Below are 21,802 nucleotides of genomic sequence, written 5' to 3'. Positions count from 1 at the left end.
GCCCGGACTATCCTGACCAGGTCGAATCCCCACCGGACCGGAGCGAACCCGTGTACTTCACCGACCGCGGCATCGAGGAGCTGCAGAACCGGCGCGGCGACGAGGAGGTCACCTTCGAGTGGCTGGCCGAGCGCCTGCGCGAGTTCGTCGACCTCAACCCGGACTTCGAGATCCCGGTCGAGCGGCTGGCCACCTGGCTGGCCCGGCTCGACGACGAGGACGACGAGTGACGCGGTAGACCGTGACCGAAGGGCCCGGGAGGCACCCGCCTCCCGGGCCCTTCGCGTGCCGCGCCCCGTAGGGGGCGTCTCGGGGTTCGTTCCGGGTCGCTCTCCGGGGCGCCCTCGGGGCCGGATCCCTTGACTTCGCCGTCACGCGATATATCGTCTTTGGAAGAGGACGCGATACATCGCGAGTCGTAACGGGAGGCGGCAGACATGAGCCAGTGGACGGTCGAGGGCCCCGACAGGATCACCATCGACGGGGAGGTCGACGCCCTCCACGTACGGATCGTCGGAGGCGCCGTGAACGTGGTGGCCACCGAGGGCCCGGCCCGGCTGGAGGTCACCGAGCTGGAGGGGGAGCCCCTTCAGGTCACCCTCGCCGAGGGGGTGCTGACGGTCACCTACAAGGACCTCAGCTGGAGCGAGTTCGGCGAGTCGGTCAAGTCGGTGCAGTCCATCAAGTCGTTCTTCGGCGGGCTGCGGCGCACCCGCCGGGCCGTGGTCTCGCTGGCCGTACCGGCCGGCGCCAAGGTCAAGGCCGGCACCGTCTCGGCCGGCGCCACCGTCTCCGGCATCACCGCGCCGGTCTCGGTGCACAGCGCCAGCGGCGACGCCACCCTGGTCGGCCTGACCGGCCGGACGGAGGCCCACACCGTCTCCGGGGACGTCGACGCCCAGTCGCTCTCCGGTGACCTCAAGGTCAACACCGCCTCCGGGCAGGTCACCCTGGTCGCCGGCACCTCGGACAACGTGCAGGTCCACTCGGTCAACGGGGACGTCACCCTCGACCTCGACGTGGCCACCCCGTCGGAGATCCGGGTCACCACGGTGAGCGGCTCGGTCGGCGTCCGGCTGCCCTCACTGGTCGACACCAAGGTCGAGGCGGGTACCAACAGCGGGGACGTCACCAGCACCTTCGAGCAGCTCAAGGTCGGCGGCTCCTGGGGCGCCAAGCGGCTCTCCGGCAAGCTCGGCGACGGCCGGGGCAACCTGGTGGTGACCACCGTCTCCGGCGCCGTCACCGTGCTCCGCCGGCCGGAGGCCGAGGACGACGGCCCCGTGATCGTCAAGGAACTCCCGGCCGGCCCCGACCTCGGCACCGGCCCCGACCTCACCAAGGAGGTCTGAGATGACCCCCGTCTTCGGCCACGGCCGCCTTCGCCTCTACCTGCTGAAGCTGCTCGACGAGGCACCGCGGCACGGCTACGAGGTCATCCGCCTCCTGGAGGAGCGCTTCCAGGGCCTGTACGCGCCCTCGGCCGGCACCGTCTACCCCCGGCTCGCCAAGCTGGAGCAGGAGGGCCTGGTGACGCAGAGCACCGAGGGCGGCCGCAAGGTCTACCGGCTCACCGAGGCCGGCCGGAGCGAGCTGGCGGCCCGCCAGGGCGAGCTGGACGAGCTGGAGCTGGAGATCCGCGACTCGGTGGCCCAGCTCGCCGGGGCGATCCGCGAGGACGTCCGGGACGGCGCCCGGAGCCTGCGCGAGGAGCTGTGGGGGGCGGCGAAGCAGGCACCCCGCCCGGAGGGCGCCGAGAGCGGGGACCCGTGGGCCGGCCCCTGGGGGGACAAGGACGCCTGGCAGCGCGCCAAGGACGAGTTCGCCCAGTTCAAGAAGCAGGCCAAGGAGCAGGCCAAGCGCGCCAAGGAGCAGGAGAAGGCGGCCAAGGCCAAGGCGAAGGCCGCCGAGGAGGAGGCCCGCAGGCTCCGCGAGCAGTCCCGGGCGGCGCGGACGGCCGCCCAGCAGGAGGCGCTGCGGATCAAGCGCCGGGTCGAGCAGCAGGTCCGCGACCACGCGGCCCGCGGCGACTGGCCGACCGGACTGGCCGAGGGGCTCTCCGAACTCACCAAGGGTCTGGCCGGGCTGGCCGACGCCGCCCGCTGGGGCCACCCGGCGCAGGACGCCGACGCACCCGCCGAGAAGGTCAGGGTCACCCGGATCGACCTCGACAAGGACGAGCCGGCCGGCACCGCCCCGGCCGACCTTCCGGCCTGGACCGCGACCGACCCGGCCGGTGATCCGGCCCGCGAGCTGGAGCGGCTGCTCGACCGCTTCCGGGACCAGGTCCGCGACGCGGCCCGGGACGGCGGGGTGACGCCCGAGCGGCTGGCCGAGGCCCGCTCGGTGCTGGGCACGGCCGGCGAGCGGCTGCGCCGCCTGCTGGGCTGACCGGGCCGACGGGTCCGTGCGGGCCGGCGCTCCCCCGGGAGCGCCGGCCCGCCGGCGTTCAGGGGGTGAGCACGATCTTCCCGAAGACGTCGCCCCCGGCGAGCCGGGCGAAGCCCTCCCGGGCCTCGGCGAGCGGCAGCACCGAGTCGATCTGCGGCCGGACGCCGGTGGTGGCGCAGAGCGAGAGCAGCCCGGCCAGCTCCTCCTTGGTGCCCATGGTCGAGCCGACCACCCTGAGCTCCAGGAAGAAGATCCGGTTCAGCTCGGCGGTCCTCGGGTTGGGGCCGGAGGTGGCCCCGGAGATGACCACGGTGCCGCCCGGGCGCAGCGACTTCACCGAGTGCGCCCAGGTCGCGGCGCCGACCGTCTCCATCACCGCGTCCACCCGCTCGGGCAGCCGGGCGCCGCTCTCGAAGGCGGCGTCGGCGCCGAGCTCCACGGCCCGGGCCCGCTTGGCCTCGTCCCGGCCGGTGACCCAGACCCGCAGTCCGGCGGCCTTGCCGAGGACGATCAGGGCGGTCGCCACACCGCCGCCGGCGCCCTGCACCAGCACGGTGTCGCCGGGCTTCACCCCGGCGTTGGTGAACAGCATCCGGTAGGCCGTCAGCCAGGCGGTGGGCAGGCAGGCGGCCTGCTCGAAGCTGAGCCCGGCCGGCTTGGGCAGCAGGTTCCAGGTCGGCACCGCCACCCGCTGGGCGAAGGTGCCCTGGTAGTGCTCGGTGAGGATGGAGCGCCGCTCGTCCGGGCCCACGCCGTGGCCGCTCTGGCCGATCACCGAGTGGACGACCACTTCGTTGCCGTGCTCGTCGACACCGGCGGCGTCGCAGCCGAGGATCATCGGCAGCTTCCCGGCGGGCAGGCCGACCCCGCGCAGCGACCAGAGGTCGTGGTGGTTGAGGCTGGCGGCCCTGACCGTGACCACGCTCCACCCGGGACGCGCCTGCGGTTCGGGGAGTTCGCCCAGCTCCAGCCCGCTCAGCGGGTCGTCGGCGTCGATTCGTGCGGCATAGGCAGCAAACATGGTCCGGACGATAGCGGCGTCGGCCGGGGCCCGGAACAGGCTGTGACTGTGACGCGCGTCCCGGGTTCGGCCGGGAGCGCGGAGCCGGCCGGGAGCGCCCCCGCCGCAGGGGGCGCTCCCGGCCCGGGCGTCAGCGCCGGGCGACGCCCTCGGCCCGGGCGGCCTCGGCGACGGCCTTGGTGACGGCCGGGGCAACCCGCTCGTCGAACGGCGAGGGGATCACCTTCTGCGGCGTCAGCTCGTCGGCGACCACACCGGCCAGCGCCTTGGCGGCGGCCAGCTTCATGCCCTCGGTGATCCGGGTCGCCCGGACCTGGAGGGCGCCGGCGAAGATGCCGGGGAAGGCCAGCACGTTGTTGATCTGGTTCGGGAAGTCGCTGCGACCGGTGGCGACGACCGCCGCGTACTTGTGCGCGACCTCCGGGTGGATCTCCGGGTTCGGGTTGGCCATCGCGAAGATGAAGGCGCCCTCGGCCATGGTGGCCACGACCTCCTCCGGCACGGTCCCGCCGGAGACGCCGATGAAGACGTCGGCGCCGGCCAGCGCGTCGGCCAGCGAGCCCTTGACGCCGGTCCGGTTGGTCTGCGCGGCGATCTCGGCCTTGACGTCGGTCAGGTCGCCGCGGCCCTCGTACACGACGCCCCGGCGGTCGCAGACCGCCACGTCGCCGATGCCGGCGGCGACCAGCATCTTGGCGATCGCGATCCCGGCCGCGCCGGCGCCGGAGATGACGGCCCGCAGGGTGCCGATCTCCCGGCCGGTCACCCGGGCCGCGTTCCAGAGCGCCGCGGTGGTGACGATCGCGGTGCCGTGCTGGTCGTCGTGGAAGATCGGGATGTCCAGCGCCTCCTGGAGGCGGCGCTCGATCTCGAAGCAACGGGGCGCGGAGATGTCCTCCAGGTTGACGCCGCCGAAGGAGGGCGCCAGCCGGACGACGGTCTCGACGATCTCGTCCACGCCGGTGCAGGCGAGCGCGATCGGCACCGCGTCCACGCCGCCGAACTGCTTGAACAGGATGGCCTTGCCCTCCATGACGGGCAGCGAGGCCTCCGGGCCGATGTCGCCGAGGCCCAGCACCGCGGTGCCGTCGGTGACGACGGCGACCGTGTTGGCCTTCCAGGTGTAGTCGTTCACCAGCTCCGGCTGCTCGGCGATGGCCGTGCAGACCCGTGCGACACCGGGGGTGTAGGCGAGGGACAGGTCGTCCGCGTCGCGCACCGGAACGGTCGCCCGGACCTCCATCTTGCCGCCGCGGTGGAGCGCGAAAACGGCATCGACCGGATCGACGGTGTCCTGGGTGCTGCTGTGGATGATCTCCGCTGCCACGATGACCTCTTCGTCATTGATCAGCGAGGACGCGTGGCCGACGGGCGGACGACCCGGCCGGAAACTTGAAACCGGGTACGCCGAGGCGGACCCGGGGAGGGCTGGATCGGGGCGCCGCCGTCGGGGCCGCGCCCTCGGAATGAGGGTTGTGTAACTGTTGAGCCTGCGCTGTGCTGCTGCTTCTTCCCGGGCCGAGCGTAGGTCGGACGACGGCATCGCACCTATGCCTTTTCGTCCTCGTCGCGCGTGCTTCCTCCGCATCGCGGCCAAAAGACGGGGTGCCTGGTGTCTGGAACACCGGGCCCCGGTGGCGGCAACAGCGGACGAGCACGCGCACTCGCAGGAGTGAACCAGGACACGACGGGGAGGCGGTGCCTCGGATACGGAGTCGGCGTCGTCGTGGACTTCCGTTCCTGCGCACCCCGAGCCTGTCGCGACTCGGTGGTCCGGTTCGAGCATCGGGGGTCACCCGGTACTGGATTCTGACACACCCGCCGCCGGGACCGGCAGGTCGGGATGGGAGGATCCCTTCTTCCGCCGTCTCGCGTACATCTCCGCGACGGCGTGGCGACACCACCTCCCTCCCACAGGAGCACCCTCATGCACCACCGCGCCCACCCCCGCCGACCGGCCGCCGCGGCCCTCTGCCTGGCCACCGCCGGCGCCCTGCTGCTGACCGGTTGCGGCGGCGACGAGCAGGCCGCCGCGAAGGACCCGGTCCAGGAGCTCCGGGGCCGCATCCCCCAGGCCCAGCGCACCGCGGGCGTGCTCCGGATCGCCTCGGACCTCAACTACGCGCCGGTGGACTTCCGGGGTGCGGACGGCAAGCCGGACGGCATCGACCCCGACATCGCCAACGCCGTCGGCAAGATCCTCGGCCTGCGGATCGAGGTCGTCGACACCCCGTTCGAGAAGCTGATACCGAACCTGCACGCCAAGCAGGTCGACGTGGCGATGTCCGGCCTGAGCGACATCCGCCAGCGCCGTGACGGCGTCGACGACGCGGGCAAGCAGGTCGACCCGGGCGTGGACTTCGTGGACTACTTCATCGCCGGTACCTCGATCATCGTCCAGAAGGGCAACCCCAAGGGCGTCCGCACCCTGGACGACCTGTGCGGCCGGGTCGTCGCGGTGCAGCAGAACACCACCCAGGACGAGATCGTCGCCCGTCAGGTGCTGGCCTGCGGCCGGAGCGGCAAGCCGCTGACCGTCCACAAGTTCGACAGCGACGCCAAGGCGCTGGCCGAGGTCGCCGCGGGCACGGCGGCCGCCGGCCTGGACGACTTCCCGGTGGCCGCCTACGCGGCGAAGACCACCGACGGCGGCAACCGCTTCGAGGTGACCGGCGCGCAGTCCCGGTCGAACCCGTACGGGATCGCGGTGCGCAAGGGGGACACCGACCTGCGCGACGTGCTGACCAAGGCGGTGGACCAGCTGATCCGCAGCGGCGAGTACGACAAGATCCTCGCCAAGTGGAACGTCGCCGCGGGGGCGGCCCAGAACGCGGTGGTCAACGGCGGCATCTGAGCGGCCGCGCGGGGCAGGCCCCGGGCGCCGTCACCGGGCACCGTCGCGGACGCCGTCACCGGGCGTCATCACCGGGCGTGGCGGCCGGGGGACCCGTCCGGCGGGTACACGGGCGGGCCTCCGGGCAGAGCGCGGGGAGATCTGCATACTTATACGCAGGGTGACAGGGACACGGTATTGGTCCGAATAGCGGACAGTGTGACCCCCCGTTATCCGATTTTGATCTGAATGAGGGCCATCCGACCGTCATCAGATGGCAGGATTCCCCCCATCTCCGATCGAGCCGGCCACTGGTCGAGGCGGTTCGATCAACGTCCACCTCGGCGGAGGGTGGCGGAAGCAGTACCACGCACCACCCTGCGCGAAGCCTGCTCAGGCCCAGCACGACCGGCTCTGCCCGTTCGACGACGTACAGCGACATACACCCCGTACAGCGCCGTACGGCCTGCTGCCCCGGTGTGCCGCTCCCCGCGGCGCGCTCCGCCCGACCTCTCCCTCAGGAGGAGATCCCCCATGACCGCCCGTACCCCGCGCACCCGTCTCCTCGCCGCCGGCGCGGTACTCGCGTCCGTCTCCCTGGCCCTCACCGCCTGTAGCAGCAGCAAGGACGAGAGCACCGGCGCCCCCAACGCCGGCGCGACCGTCAACGAGGTGAAGGCCGACGACAAGCTGGTCGCCCTCGTCCCCGCCGACATCAAGTCCGCCGGGAAGCTCACGGTCGGCTCGGACGCCTCGTACGCGCCCAACGAGTTCAAGGCCGACAACGGCAAGATCGAGGGCATGGACGTCGACCTGATCACCGCGGTCGCCGCCAGGCTCGGTCTCAAGGTCGACGTCCAGGACTCCGGTTTCACCGCGATCATCCCCGGTATCCAGTCGAACAAGTTCCAGATCGGCATGTCGTCCCTGACGGACAACAAGGAGCGCGAGCAGACCGTCGACATGGTCACCTACTTCAACGCGGGCAGCGCCGTCGCGGTGAAGAAGGGCAACCCGGACAAGATCGACCCCGCCGACCTGTGCGGCAAGAAGGTCGCCGTCCAGACCGGCACCACGCAGGCGCAGGAGATCACCGACACCCGCAACCCCGCCTGCGCCCAGGCCGGCAAGCCGGGCATCGTCAACGACGGTGACAAGTTCGACCTCCAGACCGACGTCACCAACGCCGTGGTCTCCGGCCGCGACCAGCTCATGATGGCCGACTCCCCGGTCGTCGACTACGCGGTCAAGCAGTCCGGCGGGCAGCTGGAGAAGGTCGGCGCCACCTACGACGCCGCCCCCTACGGCATCGCGCTGGCCAAGGGCTCGGCCCTCACCCCCGCCGTCCAGAGCGCCGTGCAGTCGCTGATCGACGACGGCACCTACAAGCAGATCCTCTCCAAGTGGGGCGTCGAGGCCGGTGCGATCGACAAGTCGACCGTCAACGGCGCCGTCAGCTGACCCTCCGCCTGACTCTCTCTCCCCCGAGGCCACACCGTGAACTCTCTGGACAAGGGGAAGGCGACGAAGGGACGGCCTGAGACCATCAAGGCCGTCCCCGTGCGCCACCCCGGACGCTGGGCGGGCGCCGTCGTCATCGCCCTGCTCGCGGCGATGCTGCTGAGCGCCCTCTTCACCAATCCCGCCTTCAAGTGGGACATCGTCGGGAAGTACCTCTTCCACGACAGCATCGTGCACGGCATGCTCGTCACGCTGGAGCTGACCGCGCTCGCCATGATCATGGGTGTGGTCGGCGGCATCATCCTCGCGGTGATGCGGCTCTCCCCCAACCCGCTGCTCTCCGGCACCGCGTGGATGTACATCTGGATCTTCCGCGGCACGCCCGTCCTGGTGCAGCTGGTCTTCTGGAACTTCCTCGGCCTGATCTGGGCCAAGCTCTCGATCGGCGTACCGTGGGGACCGGAGTTCTGGTCCGAGTCCACCAACGTGCTGATCCCGACCTTCGTCGCCGCCCTGCTGGGCCTGGGCCTCAACGAGGCCGCCTACATGGCGGAGATCGTCCGCGGCGGCATCCAGTCGGTCGACGAGGGCCAGAGCGAGGCCTCGCACGCGCTCGGCATGAGCCGCTTCCAGACCATGCGGCGGATCGTGCTCCCGCAGGCCATGCGGGTGATCATCCCGCCCACCGGCAACGAGACCATCTCGATGCTGAAGACCACCTCGCTGGTCAGCGTGATCTCCCTGGAGGAGATCTTCCGGGCCGGCCAGGTGATCTACTCGCGCAACTACCAGAACATCCCGCTGCTGATCGTGGTCAGCCTCTGGTACCTGTTCTTCACGTCGCTGCTGACCATCGGCCAGTACTACATCGAGCGGCACTACGCCCGCGGCTCCAACCGGACGCTCCCGCCCACGCCGATCCAGCGGCTGCGGAGGCTGTTCGCCGGGAAGCCCACCCCGAAGACCACCGCCGACGTGGTCCCGGGGCTTGAGGGAGGTGGTCACGTATGACCGATCTGACCAAGACCCCCGCCGACGCCGGCAACGGCGGCCCGATGGTCCGCGCCGAGGACGTCCACAAGTCCTACGGCACGGTCCAGGTGCTCAAGGGCATCGACCTGGAGGTCAAGCAGGGCGAGGTGTTCTGCCTGATCGGCCCCTCCGGCTCCGGCAAGTCGACCTTCCTGCGGTGCATCAACCACCTGGAGAAGATCAACGCCGGCCGGCTCTGGGTCGACGGCGAGCTGGTCGGCTACCGGCAGAAGGGCGACCGGCTCTACGAGCTCCGGGAGAACGAGGTCGCGCTCAAGCGGCGCGACATCGGCATGGTGTTCCAGCGCTTCAACCTGTTCCCGCACATGACCGCCCTGGAGAACGTCATCGAGGCGCCGGTGCAGGTCAAGGGCGAGTCCAAGGCGGACGCCCGGACCCGCGGGATGGCCCTGCTGGAGCGGGTCGGCCTGGCCGACAAGGCGAAGAACTACCCCTCGCAGCTCTCCGGCGGCCAGCAGCAGCGGGTCGCGATCGCCCGGGCGCTGGCCATGAAGCCCAAGCTGATGCTCTTCGACGAGCCCACCTCGGCGCTCGACCCGGAGCTGGTCGGCGACGTCCTGGACGTCATGCGCGGCCTCGCCGAGGAGGGCATGACCATGGTCGTGGTGACCCACGAGATGGGCTTCGCCCGCGAGGTCGGCGACGCCCTGGTCTTCATGGACGGCGGGGTGGTGGTCGAGTCCGGCAACCCCCGCGACGTCCTCACCGACCCCCAGCACGAGCGCACCCGCGCGTTCCTCTCCAAGGTGCTCTGAGCGCACCGGCACGGCGCCCGGCAGGCCGGTCCTGCCGGGCGCCGACGTTTTCCCCGCCCGGGTAATAGGCTGGAGCTAGTCAGCCTGTTACCGACTCTGGAAGGACCACCGTGGAGCTCGCCTCGTACGCCGAACGGGCCGTTCGGCTGGTGAACACCGAGGAGCCCGAGCGCGGCACCGACACCCTGACCTCCGTGGACGCCGTGCGGTCGCTGTTCTCCGAATCCTCCCGGGCCGCCGCGCTCGCCGACGAGTCGGACCTGCCGCGGCTGCGCGCCGTCCGGACCAGGCTGCGCGGAGTGTTCGAGGCCGCCGCCGAGGGGGACGAGATCCGCGGCGTCGACCTGCTGAACAGCCTGCTGATGGAGTACCCCGTCAGCCCACTGGTCTCCGGGCACGACTACCTGGACGACGCCGGGCGGCCGCGCTGGCACCTGCACCTCGCCGACAACTCGCCCACCGCCACCGCGCACTTCAGCGCCGTCGCCTGCATGGGACTGGCCGTCCACCTGACCGAGCTGGGCGCCGACCGGCTCGGCATCTGCCAGGCCTCGCCCTGCCGCAACGCCTACCTGGACACCTCCACCAACCGCTCCCGGCGGTACTGCTCCGACCGGTGCGCCACCCGCGCCAACGTCGCCGCGTACCGGGCCCGCAAGCGGCAGGAGGCCCAGGACGCCTCGGCCCTGGCCGGGGGCTGACCGGTACCCCGGCTACCAGGCGCCGGGGTCGACCCAGACGCCCAGCCGGCGGGCGAGGCCCGGGATCCGGGCCGGCGGGCCGGCCAGCAGCAGCCGCTCCAGCCGGTGCCCCGGGGCCAGCCAGGCCGGGCGCGGGCGCAGCCGCAGCAGCACCCGGCCGAGCACCAGCTCGTCCGGGACGGCGCCGTAACTGCGGCTGTCACTGTCGACCGGCCGGTTGTCGGAGAGCAGCCACCAGCCCTTGGCCCGCCGCTCGACGGCCCGCTTCACCACCAGCAGGTCCTGCTGGAAGGGGTGACGGAACACCACCACCGCCCCCGGTCTGATCCGCGCGCCGTACCTGACCAGGAGCCGGTCGCCCTCGCGCAGGGTCGGCACCATCGAGGGCCCCGCCACGTCGATCAGCCCGAACGGCGCGCCACCCCCCGGGGTGCCGCCCTCCGGTTCCGTCATCCGCGCCACGCCTGCTCCTCCCGGCTCGCCGCGTCCAGTCTGCCGTACGGGCCGTCCGCGGCCGATGCCCGAATTGGCCCGGTTCCGGCTCCGCCTTTTGCCCTAGGCCCGCCGCCCGGCCGCGAAACCCGGTGCCCGGAAGGGTAATCTCGCTCGCGGGAAGACGATCTAAGGAAGGACTCCCATGTTCTCTCGTCTGTTTGCACCGCGCGCCACCGCCCACGCCCACTGCGACCTCCCCTGCGGCGTGTACGACCCCGCGCAGGCCCGGATCGAGGCCGAGTCGGTCAAGGGCACCCAGGAGAAGTACCAGGCCAACGAGGACCCGGCGTTCCGCACCCGCGCCCTGATCATCAAGGAGCAGCGCGCCGAGGCCGTCAAGCACCACATCTCGGTGCTGTGGAGCGACTACTTCAAGGCCCCGCACTTCGAGAAGTACCCGCAGCTGCACCAGCTGATCAACGACACCCTGAAGGCCGCCTCGGCCGCCAAGGCGTCGACGGACCCGGCCACCGGCCAGGCCCTGCTCGACCTGATCGCCGAGGTCGACAAGATCTTCTGGGAGACCAAGCAGGCCTGATCACCGATCAGGCACCGCCGACCGCCCCCGTCCGCAGCGCCGGACAGGGGCGGTCGCGCGTTTTCGCGCGCGCGAACCCGGTAAGGGTCGCTCTGGCCCGGCGCTTGTTATGCTGCCAGGGCGTCCGAGGGAGAAGTCCGGTGTGAATCCGGCGCTGACCCGCAACGGTGGGCGGAGCCCTGTGCCCGCGAGCCCGATCGCCCTGGGACGCCGATCTCCCGACAACTCGCCGTGGACTGCGAGGGGATGGCGCCCCGGCAGCTCCGTGCCCGGGCGCGCCGCCTCGCTGCCGTCCGCGGCCCGAGGCGAAGGCGCGCCGCCCGTGAGCACCGCAGTGACCGCACCGGCCCCCGTACCGGCGGCCCGTCGAATACCCGCCGCGGCGCTGGCCGCCGGCCTGCTCGCGGCGCTGCTGCTCTCGCTGGTCTGCGGGGTGGCCCTCGGCGCCTCCGGACTCGGCTGGGCCCGCGTCCTGCGGCTGCTGGGCGCCGGACTGACGGGCGGTCGGCTCGACGCCGGGGAGGCCGCCGCGTACGCGATCGTCTGGGAGATCCGGCTGCCGCGCACGGTGCTGGCCGCCGTGGTCGGCGCCGGGCTCGCGGCCACCGGGGTCGCGGTGCAGGCGATGGTCCGCAACGCGCTGGCCGACCCGTTCGTGCTGGGCATCTCCTCCGGCGCCTCGGTCGGCGCCAACGCCGTGCTGCTGCTGGGCGCGTTCGCCTCGCTCGGAGTCTGGGCGATCTCGGTCTCCGCGTTCGCCGCCGCCCTGCTGGCGATGGTCCTGGTGTACGCCGCCGCCCGGACGGCGTACGGGCTCACCCCGCTGCGGCTGGTGCTGACCGGTACCGCGATGTCCTACGGGTTCTCGGCGGTGACAGCGCTGATGGTGTTCGGTGCCGCGCGCGGTGAGGCCGCCCGCAGCGCCATGATGTGGCTGCTCGGCAGCCTCGGCGGGGCGACCTGGGGGTCCGTCCCGATCGCCGCCGCCACCGTGCTGGCCGGTCTCGCCTACCTGGCCGGCGCGGCCGGGCGGCTGGACGCCCTCGCCATGGGCGACGAGACGGCGGCCTCGCTCGGGGTGGACGGCGACCGGCTGCGCCGCGAGCTGTTCGTGGTGACGGCCGCCGTCACCGGCACCGTGGTCGCGGTCAGCGGCGCGATCGGCTTCGTCGGCCTGATGGTGCCGCACCTGACCCGGATGCTGGTCGGCGCCGGGCACCGCCGGGTGCTGCTGGTCGCGCCGCTCGCCGGGGCGCTGCTGCTGGTCTGGGTGGACATCGTCTCGCGCACCCTGCTGGCGCCGGCCGAGCTGCCGGTCGGGGTGGTCACCGCCGTCCTCGGGGTGCCCTGCTTCCTGCTGCTGATGCGCCGTCGCGGCTACACCTTCGGAGGCCGCTGATGGATCTCGCCCTCGACGGCGTCTCGGTGGACCTGGCCGGCACCCGGCTGGTCCACGACGTCACCCTCGGCGCCGCCGCCGGGCAGGTGGTCGGCCTGGTCGGGCCCAACGGCAGCGGCAAGTCGACCCTGCTGCGCTGCGTCTACCGGGCGCTGCGCCCGGCCGCCGGCGCCGTCCGGCTGGACGGCGAGGACCTGCACGCGCTCGCCGCCCGCGAGGCCGCCCGGCGGGTGGCCGCGCTGCCGCAGGAGCACTCCGCCGAGTTCGACTTCACGGTGGCCGAGGTGGTCGGCATGGGCCGGCTGCCGCACCGCGGCGGCTTCGCCCGGCCGACCGCCGAGGACACCGGGCGGTGCGCCCGCGCCCTGCGGCGGGTGGGCGCGGACCACCTGGCCGGGCGCGGCTTCCTGAGCCTGTCCGGGGGCGAGAAGCAGCGGGTGCTGATCGCCCGCGCGCTGGTCCAGGAGCCCCGGGTGCTGGTGCTCGACGAGCCCACCAACCACCTGGACATCGCCCACCAGTTGGAGGTGCTGGCGCTGGTCCGGGAGGCCGGTACGACCGTGCTCACGGCCCTGCACGACCTCAATCTGGCGGCCGGCCACTGCGACCTGCTGTACGTCATCGCGGCCGGCCGGATCGTCGCCTCCGGACCGCCGGCCGAGGTCCTGGAGCCGGCCCTGCTGGCCGAGGTGTTCGGCGTCCGCGCGACGCCCGTGAAGCACCCGGGGACCGGCGCCGTCCAGTTGCTCTTCGACCGGCTCGGCCGGACCTCCCCCGGCCCCGCCGACTCCGCCGACTCCCCCTGCTGAGGAAACCCCATGCGTACCAAGGCCGTTGCCACCGCCGCCCTGCTCACCCTCGCGCTGACCGCCTGCGGCGCCGAGATCGCCCCCGCCGGGGACGCCGCCGCCGGCTCCGCCCACTACCCGGTGACCGTCGACAACTGCGGTACGAAGGTCACCTTCGAGCGGAAGCCGGCCCGGACGGTGACCAACGACGTGGGCATCACCGAGCTGATGTTCGCGCTCGGCCTGGCCGACCGGATGGCCGGCTACGTGATGCCCGACGACAAGGGCCAGGTCGACAAGGTGGCCTGGAAGGACGGCTACCAGCAGACCAGGTGGCTCTCCAAGCAGCAGATCACCAAGGAGATCGCGCTGGAGGCGAGGGCCGACCTGGTCTTCGCCGGGTGGCACTACGGCTTCGACGAGGCCGGCGGCTTCACCCCGCAGGCGCTGGCCGGTCTCGGCATCGGCTCGTACGTGCTCAGCGAGTCCTGCCGCAGCGGCAAGGGCCCCGAGCGCGGGGTGATGTCCCCGCTGGACGCGCTCTACACCGACCTGGCCAACCTGGGCGAGATCTTCGACGTCCGGGACCGGGCCGACGCGCTGATCGCCGATTTCCGGGCGCAGGTCGCCGCCGTCCCGCGGCCCGAGCGCCGGCCGCGCGTCTTCCTGTACGACAGCGGCGAGGACAAGCCGTACACCTCGGGGAAGTTCGCCGCGCCCCAGGAGATCATCGCCAGGGCCGGCGGGGAGAACGTGATGGGCGACCTCGCCGACTCCTGGACCACCGTGGGCTGGGAGAGCGTGGTCCAGCGCGACCCCGAGGTGATCGTGATCAACAACTACGGCTCCCCGGACGCCGAGGCCAAGCGGAAGTTCCTCACGTCCTTCCCGCCGCTGGCCGGCGTCTCCGCCGTCCGCAACGGCCGGATCTTCGTCCTGGACTACGTCGACCTGGTGGAGAGTCCGCGCAACCCGGCCGCGATCACCGCGCTCGCGGCCCACCTGCGCGGTGTGACGGCCGGCTGAGCCGCGGTGGGGGGCGGGCGTACGCTCGGAGGTACGAGCCGACGGAACCGACCGGAGGAGCGAGAACATGAGCACCATGGCCGCGCCGTCCGCCTTCGACACCGGCGTGCTGCGCGAGGGCATCGAGCGCGGCGACGCCGACGCGCTGCTGGCGCTGTACGCGGACGACGCCGAACTGCGCGTGGTCGACCGCGAGACCCAGCCCAGCCACCCGCTGGTGGTGCACGGCCGGGACGAGATCGGCGCCCTGCTGAACGACGTCTACGGCCGGGAGACGCGCCACACGCTGGAGCGGGTGGTCCTGGACGGCGACCGCCTCGCCTTCATGGAGTCCTGCCGCTATCCCGACGGGGTCCGGGTGCTGGTCACCTCGGTCGCCGACCTGCGGGAGGGCCGGATCGTCGACCAGACCTCGATCCAGGCCTGGGACGAGGACGGGCGGGCCAAGTAGGCTCGTGGCATGATCCGCACCGCCGTAGTCACCGATGTCCCGGTCATTCACGCCATGATCCGCGAACTCGCGGAGTACGAGAAGGCACCGCACGAGGCGGTCGCCACCGAGGAACAGCTGCGCGAGGCGCTGTTCGGCGCCGCCCCGGCGGTGTTCGGGCTGGTCGCCGAGGACGACACCACCGGCGAGCCGGTCGGGTTCGCGGTCTGGTTCCTCAACTTCTCGACCTGGCGCGGGACGCACGGGATCTACCTGGAGGACCTCTACGTCCGCCCGCAGGCCCGCGGCGGCGGCCACGGCAAGGCGCTGCTGCTGGAGCTGGCCCGGATCGCCGTCGAGCGTGGCTACTCGCGGGTGGAGTGGTCGGTGCTGGACTGGAACGAGCCCTCGATCAACTTCTACAAGTCGCTGGGCGCGGTGCAGATGGACGAGTGGACCGTGCACCGGCTCACCGGCCCGGCGCTCACCGCGGCCGGCACCCGCTGACCGACCGGGTGCCACGAGTCCCTCCCGGGGGCTGCCACCCTGCGTCGCGAGGGCCTACCATGAGTGACCCTCGCACCCGGTGTCGCTCGTTCCCGTGAAGGCGGGACCGGATCGCGACATCCGCCCACCGATAGCGGTAACGTCTCGGGCGGATGCGCGGCGTCCGACCACCCCTCCCGGGGTATGACCGGTACGTACCGCACCACCCCTCTGGACAGTTGGGGCGAAGCAGTTGAGCCAAGCAACAGACAGTGCCGCGGCCACCGGCCCGGAAGCACAGCGCGTCACCCAGGAGGTGAGGGTGTCCCAGATCGACGGCGAGCCCGGAGTACAGGACTTCGTGGAGGTCCGGCTGCCCGCGGCGGGGGCCTACCTCTCGGTGCTGCGAACAGCGACGGCGGGGCTGGCGGCCCGGCTGGACTTCACGCTGGACGAGATCGAGGACCTCCGGATCGCGGTGGACGAGGCCTGCGCCATCCTGCTCCAGCAGGCGGTGCCCGGCTCCGTCCTCTCCTGCGAGTTCCGGCTGGTGGGCGACTCGCTGAAGGTCATCGTCTCCGCCCCGACCACGGACGGCCGTGCCCCGGAACGGGACACCTTCGCCTGGACGGTGCTCTCCGCGCTGGCCGGCGAGGTGGAGTCCTCGGTCGCCGAGGACAACACCGTCTCGATCAGCCTGCACAAGAAGCGCGGCGGGTCCGCCGCCCATTAGGGCCGCCACAGCAGCACCGAACAAGAGCCGTCCGTCCGGCGCCACCCGGGCCGGCGGACGGCTCCCGGTACCGCCCACCACGCGGTACGACCAACGAGACGAATCCGGGACCGCCCCAGGTCCCGGTGCTCCCGGAACGGAACGGGGGAATGGCCGTGAGTGATCTGGACCGTACCGGCCTCGCGACGGCGGGCCCTGCCGTACCGACCCAGGCGAGCGTTCCCGGCCTCGCCGCCAACGACGAAGCGCACCCGAAGGACGCCCACCGGATGAGCCAGCCGACCGAGCCGACGTCTGATCCGTCGCCCACGCCCTCGCCGCCGTCCGCGGCCCCGGAGTCCCCGGTGCCCGACGCGGCCGAGGCGCTGCGCGGTGCGGTGCCCTCGCAGGCGCCGCACCGTTCGGGGGCGCCGGACCGGGAGGCGGCCCGGGCCCTGTTCGTCCGGCTGTCCGCGCTGCCCGAGGGCTCCGCGGAGCGCGTCGAGCTGCGCAACCAGCTGGTGCGGATGCACATCCCCCTGGTGGAGCACCTGGCCCGGCGGTTCCGCAACCGGGGCGAGCCGCTGGACGACCTCACCCAGGTCGCCACCATCGGACTGATCAAGTCGGTGGACCGCTTCGACCACGAACGCGGGGTCGAGTTCTCCACCTACGCGACGCCGACCATCGTCGGCGAGATCAAGCGCCACTTCCGGGACAAGGGCTGGGCGGTCCGGGTACCGCGCCGGCTCCAGGAGCTGCGGCTGTCGCTGACCACGGCGACCAGTGAGCTCTCCCAGCGGCACGGCCGCTCCCCCACCGTGCACGAGCTGGCCGAGCACCTGGGGATCTCCGAGGAGGACGTGCTGGAGGGCCTGGAGTCCGCCAACGCGTACTCCACGCTGTCGCTGGACGTCCCCGACAGCGACGACGAGTCGCCGGCCGTGGCGGACACCCTGGGCGCCACCGACGAGGCACTGGAGGGCGTCGAGTACCGCGAGTCCCTCAAGCCGCTGCTGGCCCAACTGCCGCCCCGGGAGCAGAAGATCCTGGTGCTGCGGTTCTTCCGCAACATGACCCAGTCGCAGATCGCCGCCGAGGTGGGCATCTCGCAGATGCACGTCTCCCGGCTGCTGGCCCGTACCCTGGCCCAGCTCCGGGAGAAGCTCCTGGTGGAGGAGTAGGACTGACGGCCGCTCAGCGGCCGCCGTCGCCGGCCCTCCGCGCTCAGCCCTCGTGCGGAGCGTAGAGGGCCGTCGTCGCCTTCGGGCTGAGCAGGGCGCCGATGCCGGCCAGCCCGAGCAGGCCGATCGCCGCCCCGACGGCCACCATGGCGCCGCCGGTCTGCCACATGTAGTAGGCCACCGGCAGGCAGATCGAGTTGGTCAGCACCGCCGGGCTGCGGCCCCAGCGGCGGCCCTTGAGCAGCGCCCGGGCGGCCAGCAGCGGCAGCACGCCGAGCAGGACGATCACGAGGCCGCCGAACTCGTTCAGCGCGAGCTGCCTGGAGTCGCCGGACACGGCGGACACCATGTCCCAGACGCCGACGACGGCGAGTGCGGCGCCCTCCAGGGCGGTGATGGCGGCGCCCGCGGTCAGGGCCGCCGGCCGGTCGGCGCCGGGCGCGGGTACGGGTGCGGAGGATTCTGCGGTCACTCCAGCAGGGTAGCCGCCGGTTGGTCCGTACCGCCCCGTAGGCTGAGCACATGCGCGCTCTCCTGGTCGTCAACCCGAAAGCGACCACCACCAGTGGCCGCACCAGGGATGTCCTGATCCATGCCCTGCGCAGCGACCTCAAGCTGGAAGTGGCCCAGACGGAGTACCGCGGCCACGCGCGCGACCTGGCCCGCGAGGCGGTCGAGGACGGCGCCGTCGACCTGGTGGTGGCCCTGGGCGGCGACGGCACGGTCAACGAGGTGGTCAACGGACTGCTGACGCACGGCCCGGGCGAGAAGGTCCCCCGGCTGGCCGTGGTGCCCGGCGGGTCGACCAATGTGTTCGCCCGCGCGCTGGGTCTGCCCAACGACCCCGTGGAGGCCACCGGGGCCCTGCTGAACGCCCTGGACCAGCGCCGGGAGCGGCCGATCGGCCTGGGCAAGGCGATGACGGAGGGGCTGCCGGACCGCTGGTTCACCTTCACCGCCGGCCTCGGCTTCGACGCGGGCGTGGTGGGCCGGGTGGAGGAGCAGCGCAGAGCGGGGCGCAGGTCGACCCACGCGCTCTACGTGGGGCAGGCGCTCCGGCACTACGTCACCCAGCGTGAGCAGCGCCGATCGGGCCCCGTCACCCTGCAACTGCCGGGCCGGGCGCCGGTGCCGGGCCTGGTGCTGGCCATAGTCAGCAACACCTCGCCGTGGACGTTCCTGGGCAACCGCCCGGTCTATCCCTCCCCGCTCGCCTCCTTCGACACGGACCTCGATGTCTTCGGCATCACCCGGATGACCGCGTTCGGCACCGCTCGAACGGTCCGTCAGATCCTGCGGTCGCACACGCCTTCGGCCGATGGCGCCGCCCCTGCCGGCCCGTCCGGAAAGCACGTCGTCTCCTACCACGACGCTCGGCACTTCACCTTGGTTTCGCAGGAACCGGCCCCATTCCAGGTGGACGGGGACCACCTTGGAGACAGGAGTCGCGTCAGTTTCACAGGCGTACGGCGGGCACTGCGTGTGATTGTGTGACTGGAAGGAGGGTTCTCCCTTCTTCTCGAACGCACAAGCCCCCTTCACTCCATAGAAGTACTGGCTGTGAGCTAGGCGACACCGAAGAATCAAAAATTCCTCCCTGAAGGGGGTTGTATCCGGGCCCGAGGTTTGCGAACCTCTACATGGCGATCGGGACACATCGCAGCGACGGCAACCACAGACCCTGGCGGGTGCCGACCGCGGAGTGTCCCTCGAATCGCCGAATCCCTCCCCAGCACAGACCACCCGGGCCCGATGGGCCTTTGGTCTCTTTTGCTGTTGCGGGATTCGTGAAAGCGTTCACATTCACAAGCCATCGATTATGCCGATCGGGTCACCCCCGCCGGCAGGAGGAGTTGGACGACCATGGACTGGCGCCACCGCGCTGTCTGCCGCGAAGAGGACCCGGAGCTTTTCTTCCCGATCGGGAACACCGGTCCTGCTCTGCTGCAGATCGAGGAAGCCAAGGCCGTGTGCCGCCGCTGTCCGGTCATGGAGCAGTGCCTGCAGTGGGCGCTCGAGACCGGCCAGGATGCCGGCGTCTGGGGCGGTATGAGCGAGGACGAGCGTCGCGCGATGAAGCGCCGCGCTGCCCGCAACCGCGCCCGCACCGCCTGATCACACGCCGTAACACCAGTAGTGACCGCAGTGCCGATCAACACATGATCAAGGGCTTCCCTGCACTTCCTGGCGAAGCCTTCCGTACAAAGGGCCTTGCTCGACACGGTCCGACGACACCGGGCCGCCCAGGCACTTGATACTGTTCACTTAGAGCAATATTGTGGAGCTGAGGCGCTCACCGTGTGCAACGCACCGGTGAGGTGTCGTATCACCCAGAGCCCCCGTTCCGGCCGACTCCCCCCGACGGCCGGAACGGGTTGAGAGGCCCTGTCGACCCACCCCCCCCGGTCGACAGGGCCTCGTTTCTGTTTCCGCGTCCGGTCACGCGCGGCGGCCACCCGCCGTTCGGGGCGCTTCCCGATCGCCACCTGCGGTGGTGCGGAGGTGCGCACCCGGCGCCCGTTGCGGGTACACGCCCCCGACACACTCCACTGCGCCTCGGGTGCCGCGCCGTGTCCGTCGAGCCGGGACGGCTCAGGGCACCGGGATCTCCAGGATCACCTTGGTGCCGCCGTTCGGTCCCGCCACCATGTCGAAGGTGCCGCCCAGCTCCCCGGTGGCCAGGGTCCGGACGATCTGCAGCCCGAGGTTGCCCGCCTGCTGCGGGTCGAAGCCCTCCGGCATGCCCCGGCCGTCGTCCTGCACGGTGATCAGCAGGTACTCCTCCGGCCGGGCGCCGCCGTTCCAGCTGTCCGACCAGCCCATGCCGGTGGCCGGGGCCCGCCCGCGCAACGCGCTGACCTCCAGGTTCCCGGAGGCGGACGGCCCGAAGGCGTGCTCCAGCGCGTTCTGCAGCAGCTCGGTGAGCACCATCGCCAGCGGGGTGGCTACCTCGGCGGAGAGGATGCCGAAGCTGCCGCTGCGCCGGGTCGCCACCCGGCCGTCCTGGGACAGCTCCATCACCATGGCCAGCACCCGGTCGGCGATCTCGTCGAAGGCGACCTGCTCGTCCAGCGCCTGGGAGAGCGTCTCGTGCACGATCGCGATCGACCCGACCCGGCGGACCGCCTCGTCCAGCGCGGCCCGGCCGGCGTCCGAGTCCATCCGGCGGGACTGCAGCCGCAGCAGGGCCGCCACCGTCTGCAGGTTGTTCTTCACCCGGTGGTGGATCTCCCGGATGGTGGCGTCCTTGGTCATCAGCTCGCGGTCGCGCCGCCGCAGCTCGGTGACGTCGCGGCAGAGCACCAGGGAGCCGGTCAGGGTGCCCTTGGGCTTCAGCGGGATCGCCCGCAGGGTCACCACCCCGCCCTGCACCTCGACCTCGGTCTGGCGCGGCGCCCAGCCGCTCGCCAGCTTCACCAGTGCCTCGTGCACCGCCGACCGCGAGGGCGGGACCAGCTCGGCGGTGGCCCGGCCGAGGTGGCTGCCGACCAGGTCGGTGGTGAGCCCGAGGCGGTGGTAGGCGGAGAGCGCGTTGGGGCTGGCGTAGGTGACGATGCCGTCGGCGTCGAGCCGGATCAGGCCGTCGCCGACCCGGGGGGCGGCGTCCATGTCGGTCTGCTCGACACCGTGGTACGGGAACGTCCCGGCGGCGATCATCTGGGCCAGGTCGGAGGCGCTCTGCAGGTACGTGAGTTCGAGCCGGCTGGGGGTGCGGACGGTCAGCAGGTTGGTGTTGCGGGCGATCACGCCGAGCACCTTGCCCTCGCGCCGCACCGGGATCGACTCGACCCGGACGGGCACCTCCTCGCGCCACTCCGGGTCGCCCTCGCGCACGATCCGCCCCTCGTCGAAGGCGGCGTCGAGCAGGGGCCGGCGGCCGCGCGGGACGAGGTGGCCGACCATGTCGTCCTGGTAGGAGGTGGGCCCGGTGTTGGGCCGCATCTGGGCCACCGAGACGTACCGGATGCCGTCCCAGGTGGGGATCCACAGGACCAGGTCGGCGAAGGAGAGGTCGGAGAGCAGCTGCCACTCCGAGACCAGCATGTGGAGCCAGTCCACGTCGGCACCGGTCAGGGTGGTGTGGCGGCGGACGAGTTCGTTCAGCGAGGGCACATGGCGAGCGTAGCTCCAGGTCCCGGGCGCGGACGTGGCGCACCCGCCCGCGCGCGGGTGGCCGCAGGTTGTCCAGACCAATTTTCGGGGTCCCCTGGACAACCCAGATTGGTCTAGTCCACAATGAAAGAGCACCAAGGAGAGGCCGCCGCGCAACTGCCCTGACCGCGCGACGCCGCTCCTCGGTCGGATACCGCCGAGCGAGGACCCCGCACAGTTCTCGGTCGTCCCGGTGCCCGACGACAGCTCCGGGCTGCGGTGCCGCATGGGTTGAGGGTCCCGTGTCGGCGCCGTGGCCCGTAGTGCTTCCCGCCCCCGGCCGGGGGCGCTCCCCGCCCCGGCGGGACACCCGCGGACCGCTCCGGCCGCTCAAACGCCGCACCCCCGTCCACGGCCCGTGGACGGGGGTGCGGCGT

Annotated in this window: 23 protein-coding genes and 1 riboswitch; of the genes, 18 read left to right on the top strand and 5 right to left on the bottom strand. The window is 72.0% G+C overall.

Translation table 11 applies throughout. The features are described 5' to 3' along the window. The first annotated feature begins 50 nt into the window (after nt 1-50). From ACIF6L_RS17890 to ACIF6L_RS17880, 3 genes are all read left to right on the top strand, one after another. The gene (locus ACIF6L_RS17890; RefSeq protein WP_063347844.1) at nt 51-230 is read left to right on the top strand and encodes a DUF6104 family protein; all 180 of its coding nucleotides are present in this window, start codon (nt 51-53) and stop codon (nt 228-230) included. A 207-nt stretch (nt 231-437) separates the two neighbouring features. Then, entirely contained in the window at nt 438-1,352 is a 915-nt protein-coding gene (locus tag ACIF6L_RS17885) for a DUF4097 family beta strand repeat-containing protein (protein WP_329489570.1), read from the top strand. 1 nt (nt 1,353) lies between these two features. Then, the gene (locus tag ACIF6L_RS17880) at nt 1,354-2,391 is read left to right on the top strand and encodes a PadR family transcriptional regulator (protein ID WP_396488410.1); all 1,038 of its coding nucleotides are present in this window, start codon (nt 1,354-1,356) and stop codon (nt 2,389-2,391) included. A 58-nt stretch (nt 2,392-2,449) separates the two neighbouring features. On the opposite strand, the gene ACIF6L_RS17875 is transcribed toward ACIF6L_RS17880, so the two are convergent. Together ACIF6L_RS17875 and ACIF6L_RS17870 are read right to left on the bottom strand one after the other, a co-directional pair. After that, nucleotides 2,450-3,412, bottom strand: coding sequence for a zinc-binding dehydrogenase (locus tag ACIF6L_RS17875; protein WP_396488408.1), 963 nt, complete (start codon nt 3,410-3,412; stop codon nt 2,450-2,452). Between the two features lie 130 nt (nt 3,413-3,542). Next, nucleotides 3,543-4,739, bottom strand: a complete 1,197-nt coding sequence (locus tag ACIF6L_RS17870; protein WP_329489567.1) for an NADP-dependent malic enzyme — start codon at nt 4,737-4,739, stop codon at nt 3,543-3,545. A 600-nt stretch (nt 4,740-5,339) separates the two neighbouring features. Here ACIF6L_RS17870 and ACIF6L_RS17865 point away from each other — a divergent pair. The 5 genes from ACIF6L_RS17865 (at nt 5,340) to ACIF6L_RS17845 (ending at nt 10,215) form a co-directional block, all read left to right on the top strand. Beyond that, complete coding sequence (locus ACIF6L_RS17865; protein WP_329489566.1) at nt 5,340-6,266, top strand: ABC transporter substrate-binding protein; 927 nt, start codon at nt 5,340-5,342, stop codon at nt 6,264-6,266. A 513-nt stretch (nt 6,267-6,779) separates the two neighbouring features. After that, the gene (locus ACIF6L_RS17860) at nt 6,780-7,706 is read left to right on the top strand and encodes an ABC transporter substrate-binding protein (protein WP_359803199.1); all 927 of its coding nucleotides are present in this window, start codon (nt 6,780-6,782) and stop codon (nt 7,704-7,706) included. A 36-nt stretch (nt 7,707-7,742) separates the two neighbouring features. Continuing rightward, nucleotides 7,743-8,717, top strand: a complete 975-nt coding sequence (locus tag ACIF6L_RS17855) for an amino acid ABC transporter permease (RefSeq protein ID WP_329489564.1) — start codon at nt 7,743-7,745, stop codon at nt 8,715-8,717. Next, the gene (locus ACIF6L_RS17850) at nt 8,714-9,514 is read left to right on the top strand and encodes an amino acid ABC transporter ATP-binding protein (RefSeq protein ID WP_329489563.1); all 801 of its coding nucleotides are present in this window, start codon (nt 8,714-8,716) and stop codon (nt 9,512-9,514) included. The genes ACIF6L_RS17855 and ACIF6L_RS17850 overlap by 4 nt, the downstream gene beginning before the upstream one ends. Nucleotides 9,515-9,624: 110 nt before the next feature. Then, nucleotides 9,625-10,215 carry a CGNR zinc finger domain-containing protein gene (locus ACIF6L_RS17845; protein ID WP_329489562.1) on the top strand — a complete coding sequence of 197 codons (591 nt, stop codon included), beginning with the start codon at nt 9,625-9,627 and terminating at the stop codon, nt 10,213-10,215. 12 nt (nt 10,216-10,227) lie between these two features. On the opposite strand, the gene sodX is transcribed toward ACIF6L_RS17845, so the two are convergent. After that, complete coding sequence (gene sodX / locus ACIF6L_RS17840; RefSeq protein WP_359803320.1) at nt 10,228-10,668, bottom strand: nickel-type superoxide dismutase maturation protease; 441 nt, start codon at nt 10,666-10,668, stop codon at nt 10,228-10,230. Nucleotides 10,669-10,852: 184 nt separating this feature from the next. On the opposite strand from sodX, the gene sodN reads away from it, so the two are divergent. From sodN to ACIF6L_RS17800, 8 genes are all read left to right on the top strand, one after another. Beyond that, nucleotides 10,853-11,248 (top strand): superoxide dismutase, Ni, encoded by a 396-nt coding sequence (gene sodN, locus ACIF6L_RS17835; protein ID WP_063347853.1) that lies wholly within the window; start codon nt 10,853-10,855, stop codon nt 11,246-11,248. 101 nt (nt 11,249-11,349) lie between these two features. Next, a riboswitch (cobalamin riboswitch) is annotated at nt 11,350-11,468 on the top strand. A 114-nt stretch (nt 11,469-11,582) separates the two neighbouring features. Next, entirely contained in the window at nt 11,583-12,647 is a 1,065-nt protein-coding gene (locus ACIF6L_RS17830) for a FecCD family ABC transporter permease (RefSeq protein ID WP_396488561.1), read from the top strand. Next, a complete protein-coding gene (locus ACIF6L_RS17825) occupies nt 12,647-13,456 on the top strand; it encodes an ABC transporter ATP-binding protein (protein ID WP_396488405.1) in 810 nt (269 codons plus the stop codon). The genes ACIF6L_RS17830 and ACIF6L_RS17825 overlap by 1 nt, the downstream gene beginning before the upstream one ends. A 9-nt stretch (nt 13,457-13,465) precedes the next feature. After that, entirely contained in the window at nt 13,466-14,461 is a 996-nt protein-coding gene (locus ACIF6L_RS17820; protein ID WP_396488403.1) for an ABC transporter substrate-binding protein, read from the top strand. A 67-nt stretch (nt 14,462-14,528) separates the two neighbouring features. Further along, on the top strand, nt 14,529-14,912 hold the full coding sequence (locus ACIF6L_RS17815; RefSeq protein ID WP_329489558.1) for a nuclear transport factor 2 family protein: 384 nt from the start codon (nt 14,529-14,531) through the stop codon (nt 14,910-14,912). Nucleotides 14,913-14,921: 9 nt separating this feature from the next. Further along, entirely contained in the window at nt 14,922-15,398 is a 477-nt protein-coding gene (locus ACIF6L_RS17810) for a GNAT family N-acetyltransferase (protein ID WP_359835004.1), read from the top strand. A gap of 301 nt (nt 15,399-15,699) precedes the next feature. Beyond that, the gene (locus ACIF6L_RS17805) at nt 15,700-16,110 is read left to right on the top strand and encodes an anti-sigma regulatory factor (protein WP_093860582.1); all 411 of its coding nucleotides are present in this window, start codon (nt 15,700-15,702) and stop codon (nt 16,108-16,110) included. 155 nt (nt 16,111-16,265) lie between these two features. Then, nucleotides 16,266-17,273, top strand: coding sequence for an RNA polymerase sigma factor SigF (locus ACIF6L_RS17800; protein ID WP_329489556.1), 1,008 nt, complete (start codon nt 16,266-16,268; stop codon nt 17,271-17,273). Nucleotides 17,274-17,316: 43 nt separating this feature from the next. Here the strand turns inward: ACIF6L_RS17800 and ACIF6L_RS17795 are convergent, their stop codons facing one another. Then, on the bottom strand, nt 17,317-17,745 hold the full coding sequence (locus tag ACIF6L_RS17795) for a hypothetical protein (RefSeq protein ID WP_329489555.1): 429 nt from the start codon (nt 17,743-17,745) through the stop codon (nt 17,317-17,319). A 50-nt stretch (nt 17,746-17,795) separates the two neighbouring features. On the opposite strand from ACIF6L_RS17795, the gene ACIF6L_RS17790 reads away from it, so the two are divergent. Both ACIF6L_RS17790 and ACIF6L_RS17785 read left to right on the top strand, forming a co-directional pair. Next, the gene (locus ACIF6L_RS17790) at nt 17,796-18,767 is read left to right on the top strand and encodes a diacylglycerol kinase family protein (protein WP_329489554.1); all 972 of its coding nucleotides are present in this window, start codon (nt 17,796-17,798) and stop codon (nt 18,765-18,767) included. A 369-nt stretch (nt 18,768-19,136) separates the two neighbouring features. Next, nucleotides 19,137-19,388, top strand: a complete 252-nt coding sequence (locus tag ACIF6L_RS17785) for a WhiB family transcriptional regulator (RefSeq protein ID WP_014138019.1) — start codon at nt 19,137-19,139, stop codon at nt 19,386-19,388. Between the two features lie 477 nt (nt 19,389-19,865). Here the strand turns inward: ACIF6L_RS17785 and ACIF6L_RS17780 are convergent, their stop codons facing one another. Continuing rightward, a complete protein-coding gene (locus tag ACIF6L_RS17780) occupies nt 19,866-21,386 on the bottom strand; it encodes a PAS domain-containing sensor histidine kinase (protein ID WP_329489553.1) in 1,521 nt (506 codons plus the stop codon). Nucleotides 21,387-21,802 lie beyond the last annotated feature (416 nt).

This window comes from Kitasatospora sp. NPDC086009 (genome assembly GCF_044540385.1).
Lineage (GTDB): Bacteria > Actinomycetota > Actinomycetes > Streptomycetales > Streptomycetaceae > Kitasatospora.
This window is presented reverse-complemented; position numbering and strand designations above follow the sequence as displayed.

Bases quoted from the DNA above. Each gene is read 5' to 3' on its own strand.
- ACIF6L_RS17885 (WP_329489570.1), top strand. From the start codon at position 438: ATGAGCCAGTGGACGGTCGAGGGCCCCGACAGGATCACCATCGACGGG.
- ACIF6L_RS17880 (WP_396488410.1), top strand. From the start codon at position 1,354: ATGACCCCCGTCTTCGGCCACGGCCGCCTTCGCCTCTACCTGCTGAAG.
- ACIF6L_RS17875 (WP_396488408.1), bottom strand. From the start codon at position 3,412: ATGTTTGCTGCCTATGCCGCACGAATCGACGCCGACGACCCGCTGAGC.
- ACIF6L_RS17865 (WP_329489566.1), top strand. From the start codon at position 5,340: ATGCACCACCGCGCCCACCCCCGCCGACCGGCCGCCGCGGCCCTCTGC.
- ACIF6L_RS17860 (WP_359803199.1), top strand. From the start codon at position 6,780: ATGACCGCCCGTACCCCGCGCACCCGTCTCCTCGCCGCCGGCGCGGTA.
- ACIF6L_RS17850 (WP_329489563.1), top strand. From the start codon at position 8,714: ATGACCGATCTGACCAAGACCCCCGCCGACGCCGGCAACGGCGGCCCG.
- sodX (WP_359803320.1), bottom strand. From the start codon at position 10,668: ATGACGGAACCGGAGGGCGGCACCCCGGGGGGTGGCGCGCCGTTCGGG.
- sodN (WP_063347853.1), top strand. From the start codon at position 10,853: ATGTTCTCTCGTCTGTTTGCACCGCGCGCCACCGCCCACGCCCACTGC.
- ACIF6L_RS17825 (WP_396488405.1), top strand. From the start codon at position 12,647: ATGGATCTCGCCCTCGACGGCGTCTCGGTGGACCTGGCCGGCACCCGG.
- ACIF6L_RS17820 (WP_396488403.1), top strand. From the start codon at position 13,466: ATGCGTACCAAGGCCGTTGCCACCGCCGCCCTGCTCACCCTCGCGCTG.
- ACIF6L_RS17815 (WP_329489558.1), top strand. From the start codon at position 14,529: ATGAGCACCATGGCCGCGCCGTCCGCCTTCGACACCGGCGTGCTGCGC.
- ACIF6L_RS17810 (WP_359835004.1), top strand. From the start codon at position 14,922: ATGATCCGCACCGCCGTAGTCACCGATGTCCCGGTCATTCACGCCATG.
- ACIF6L_RS17790 (WP_329489554.1), top strand. From the start codon at position 17,796: ATGCGCGCTCTCCTGGTCGTCAACCCGAAAGCGACCACCACCAGTGGC.
- ACIF6L_RS17785 (WP_014138019.1), top strand. From the start codon at position 19,137: ATGGACTGGCGCCACCGCGCTGTCTGCCGCGAAGAGGACCCGGAGCTT.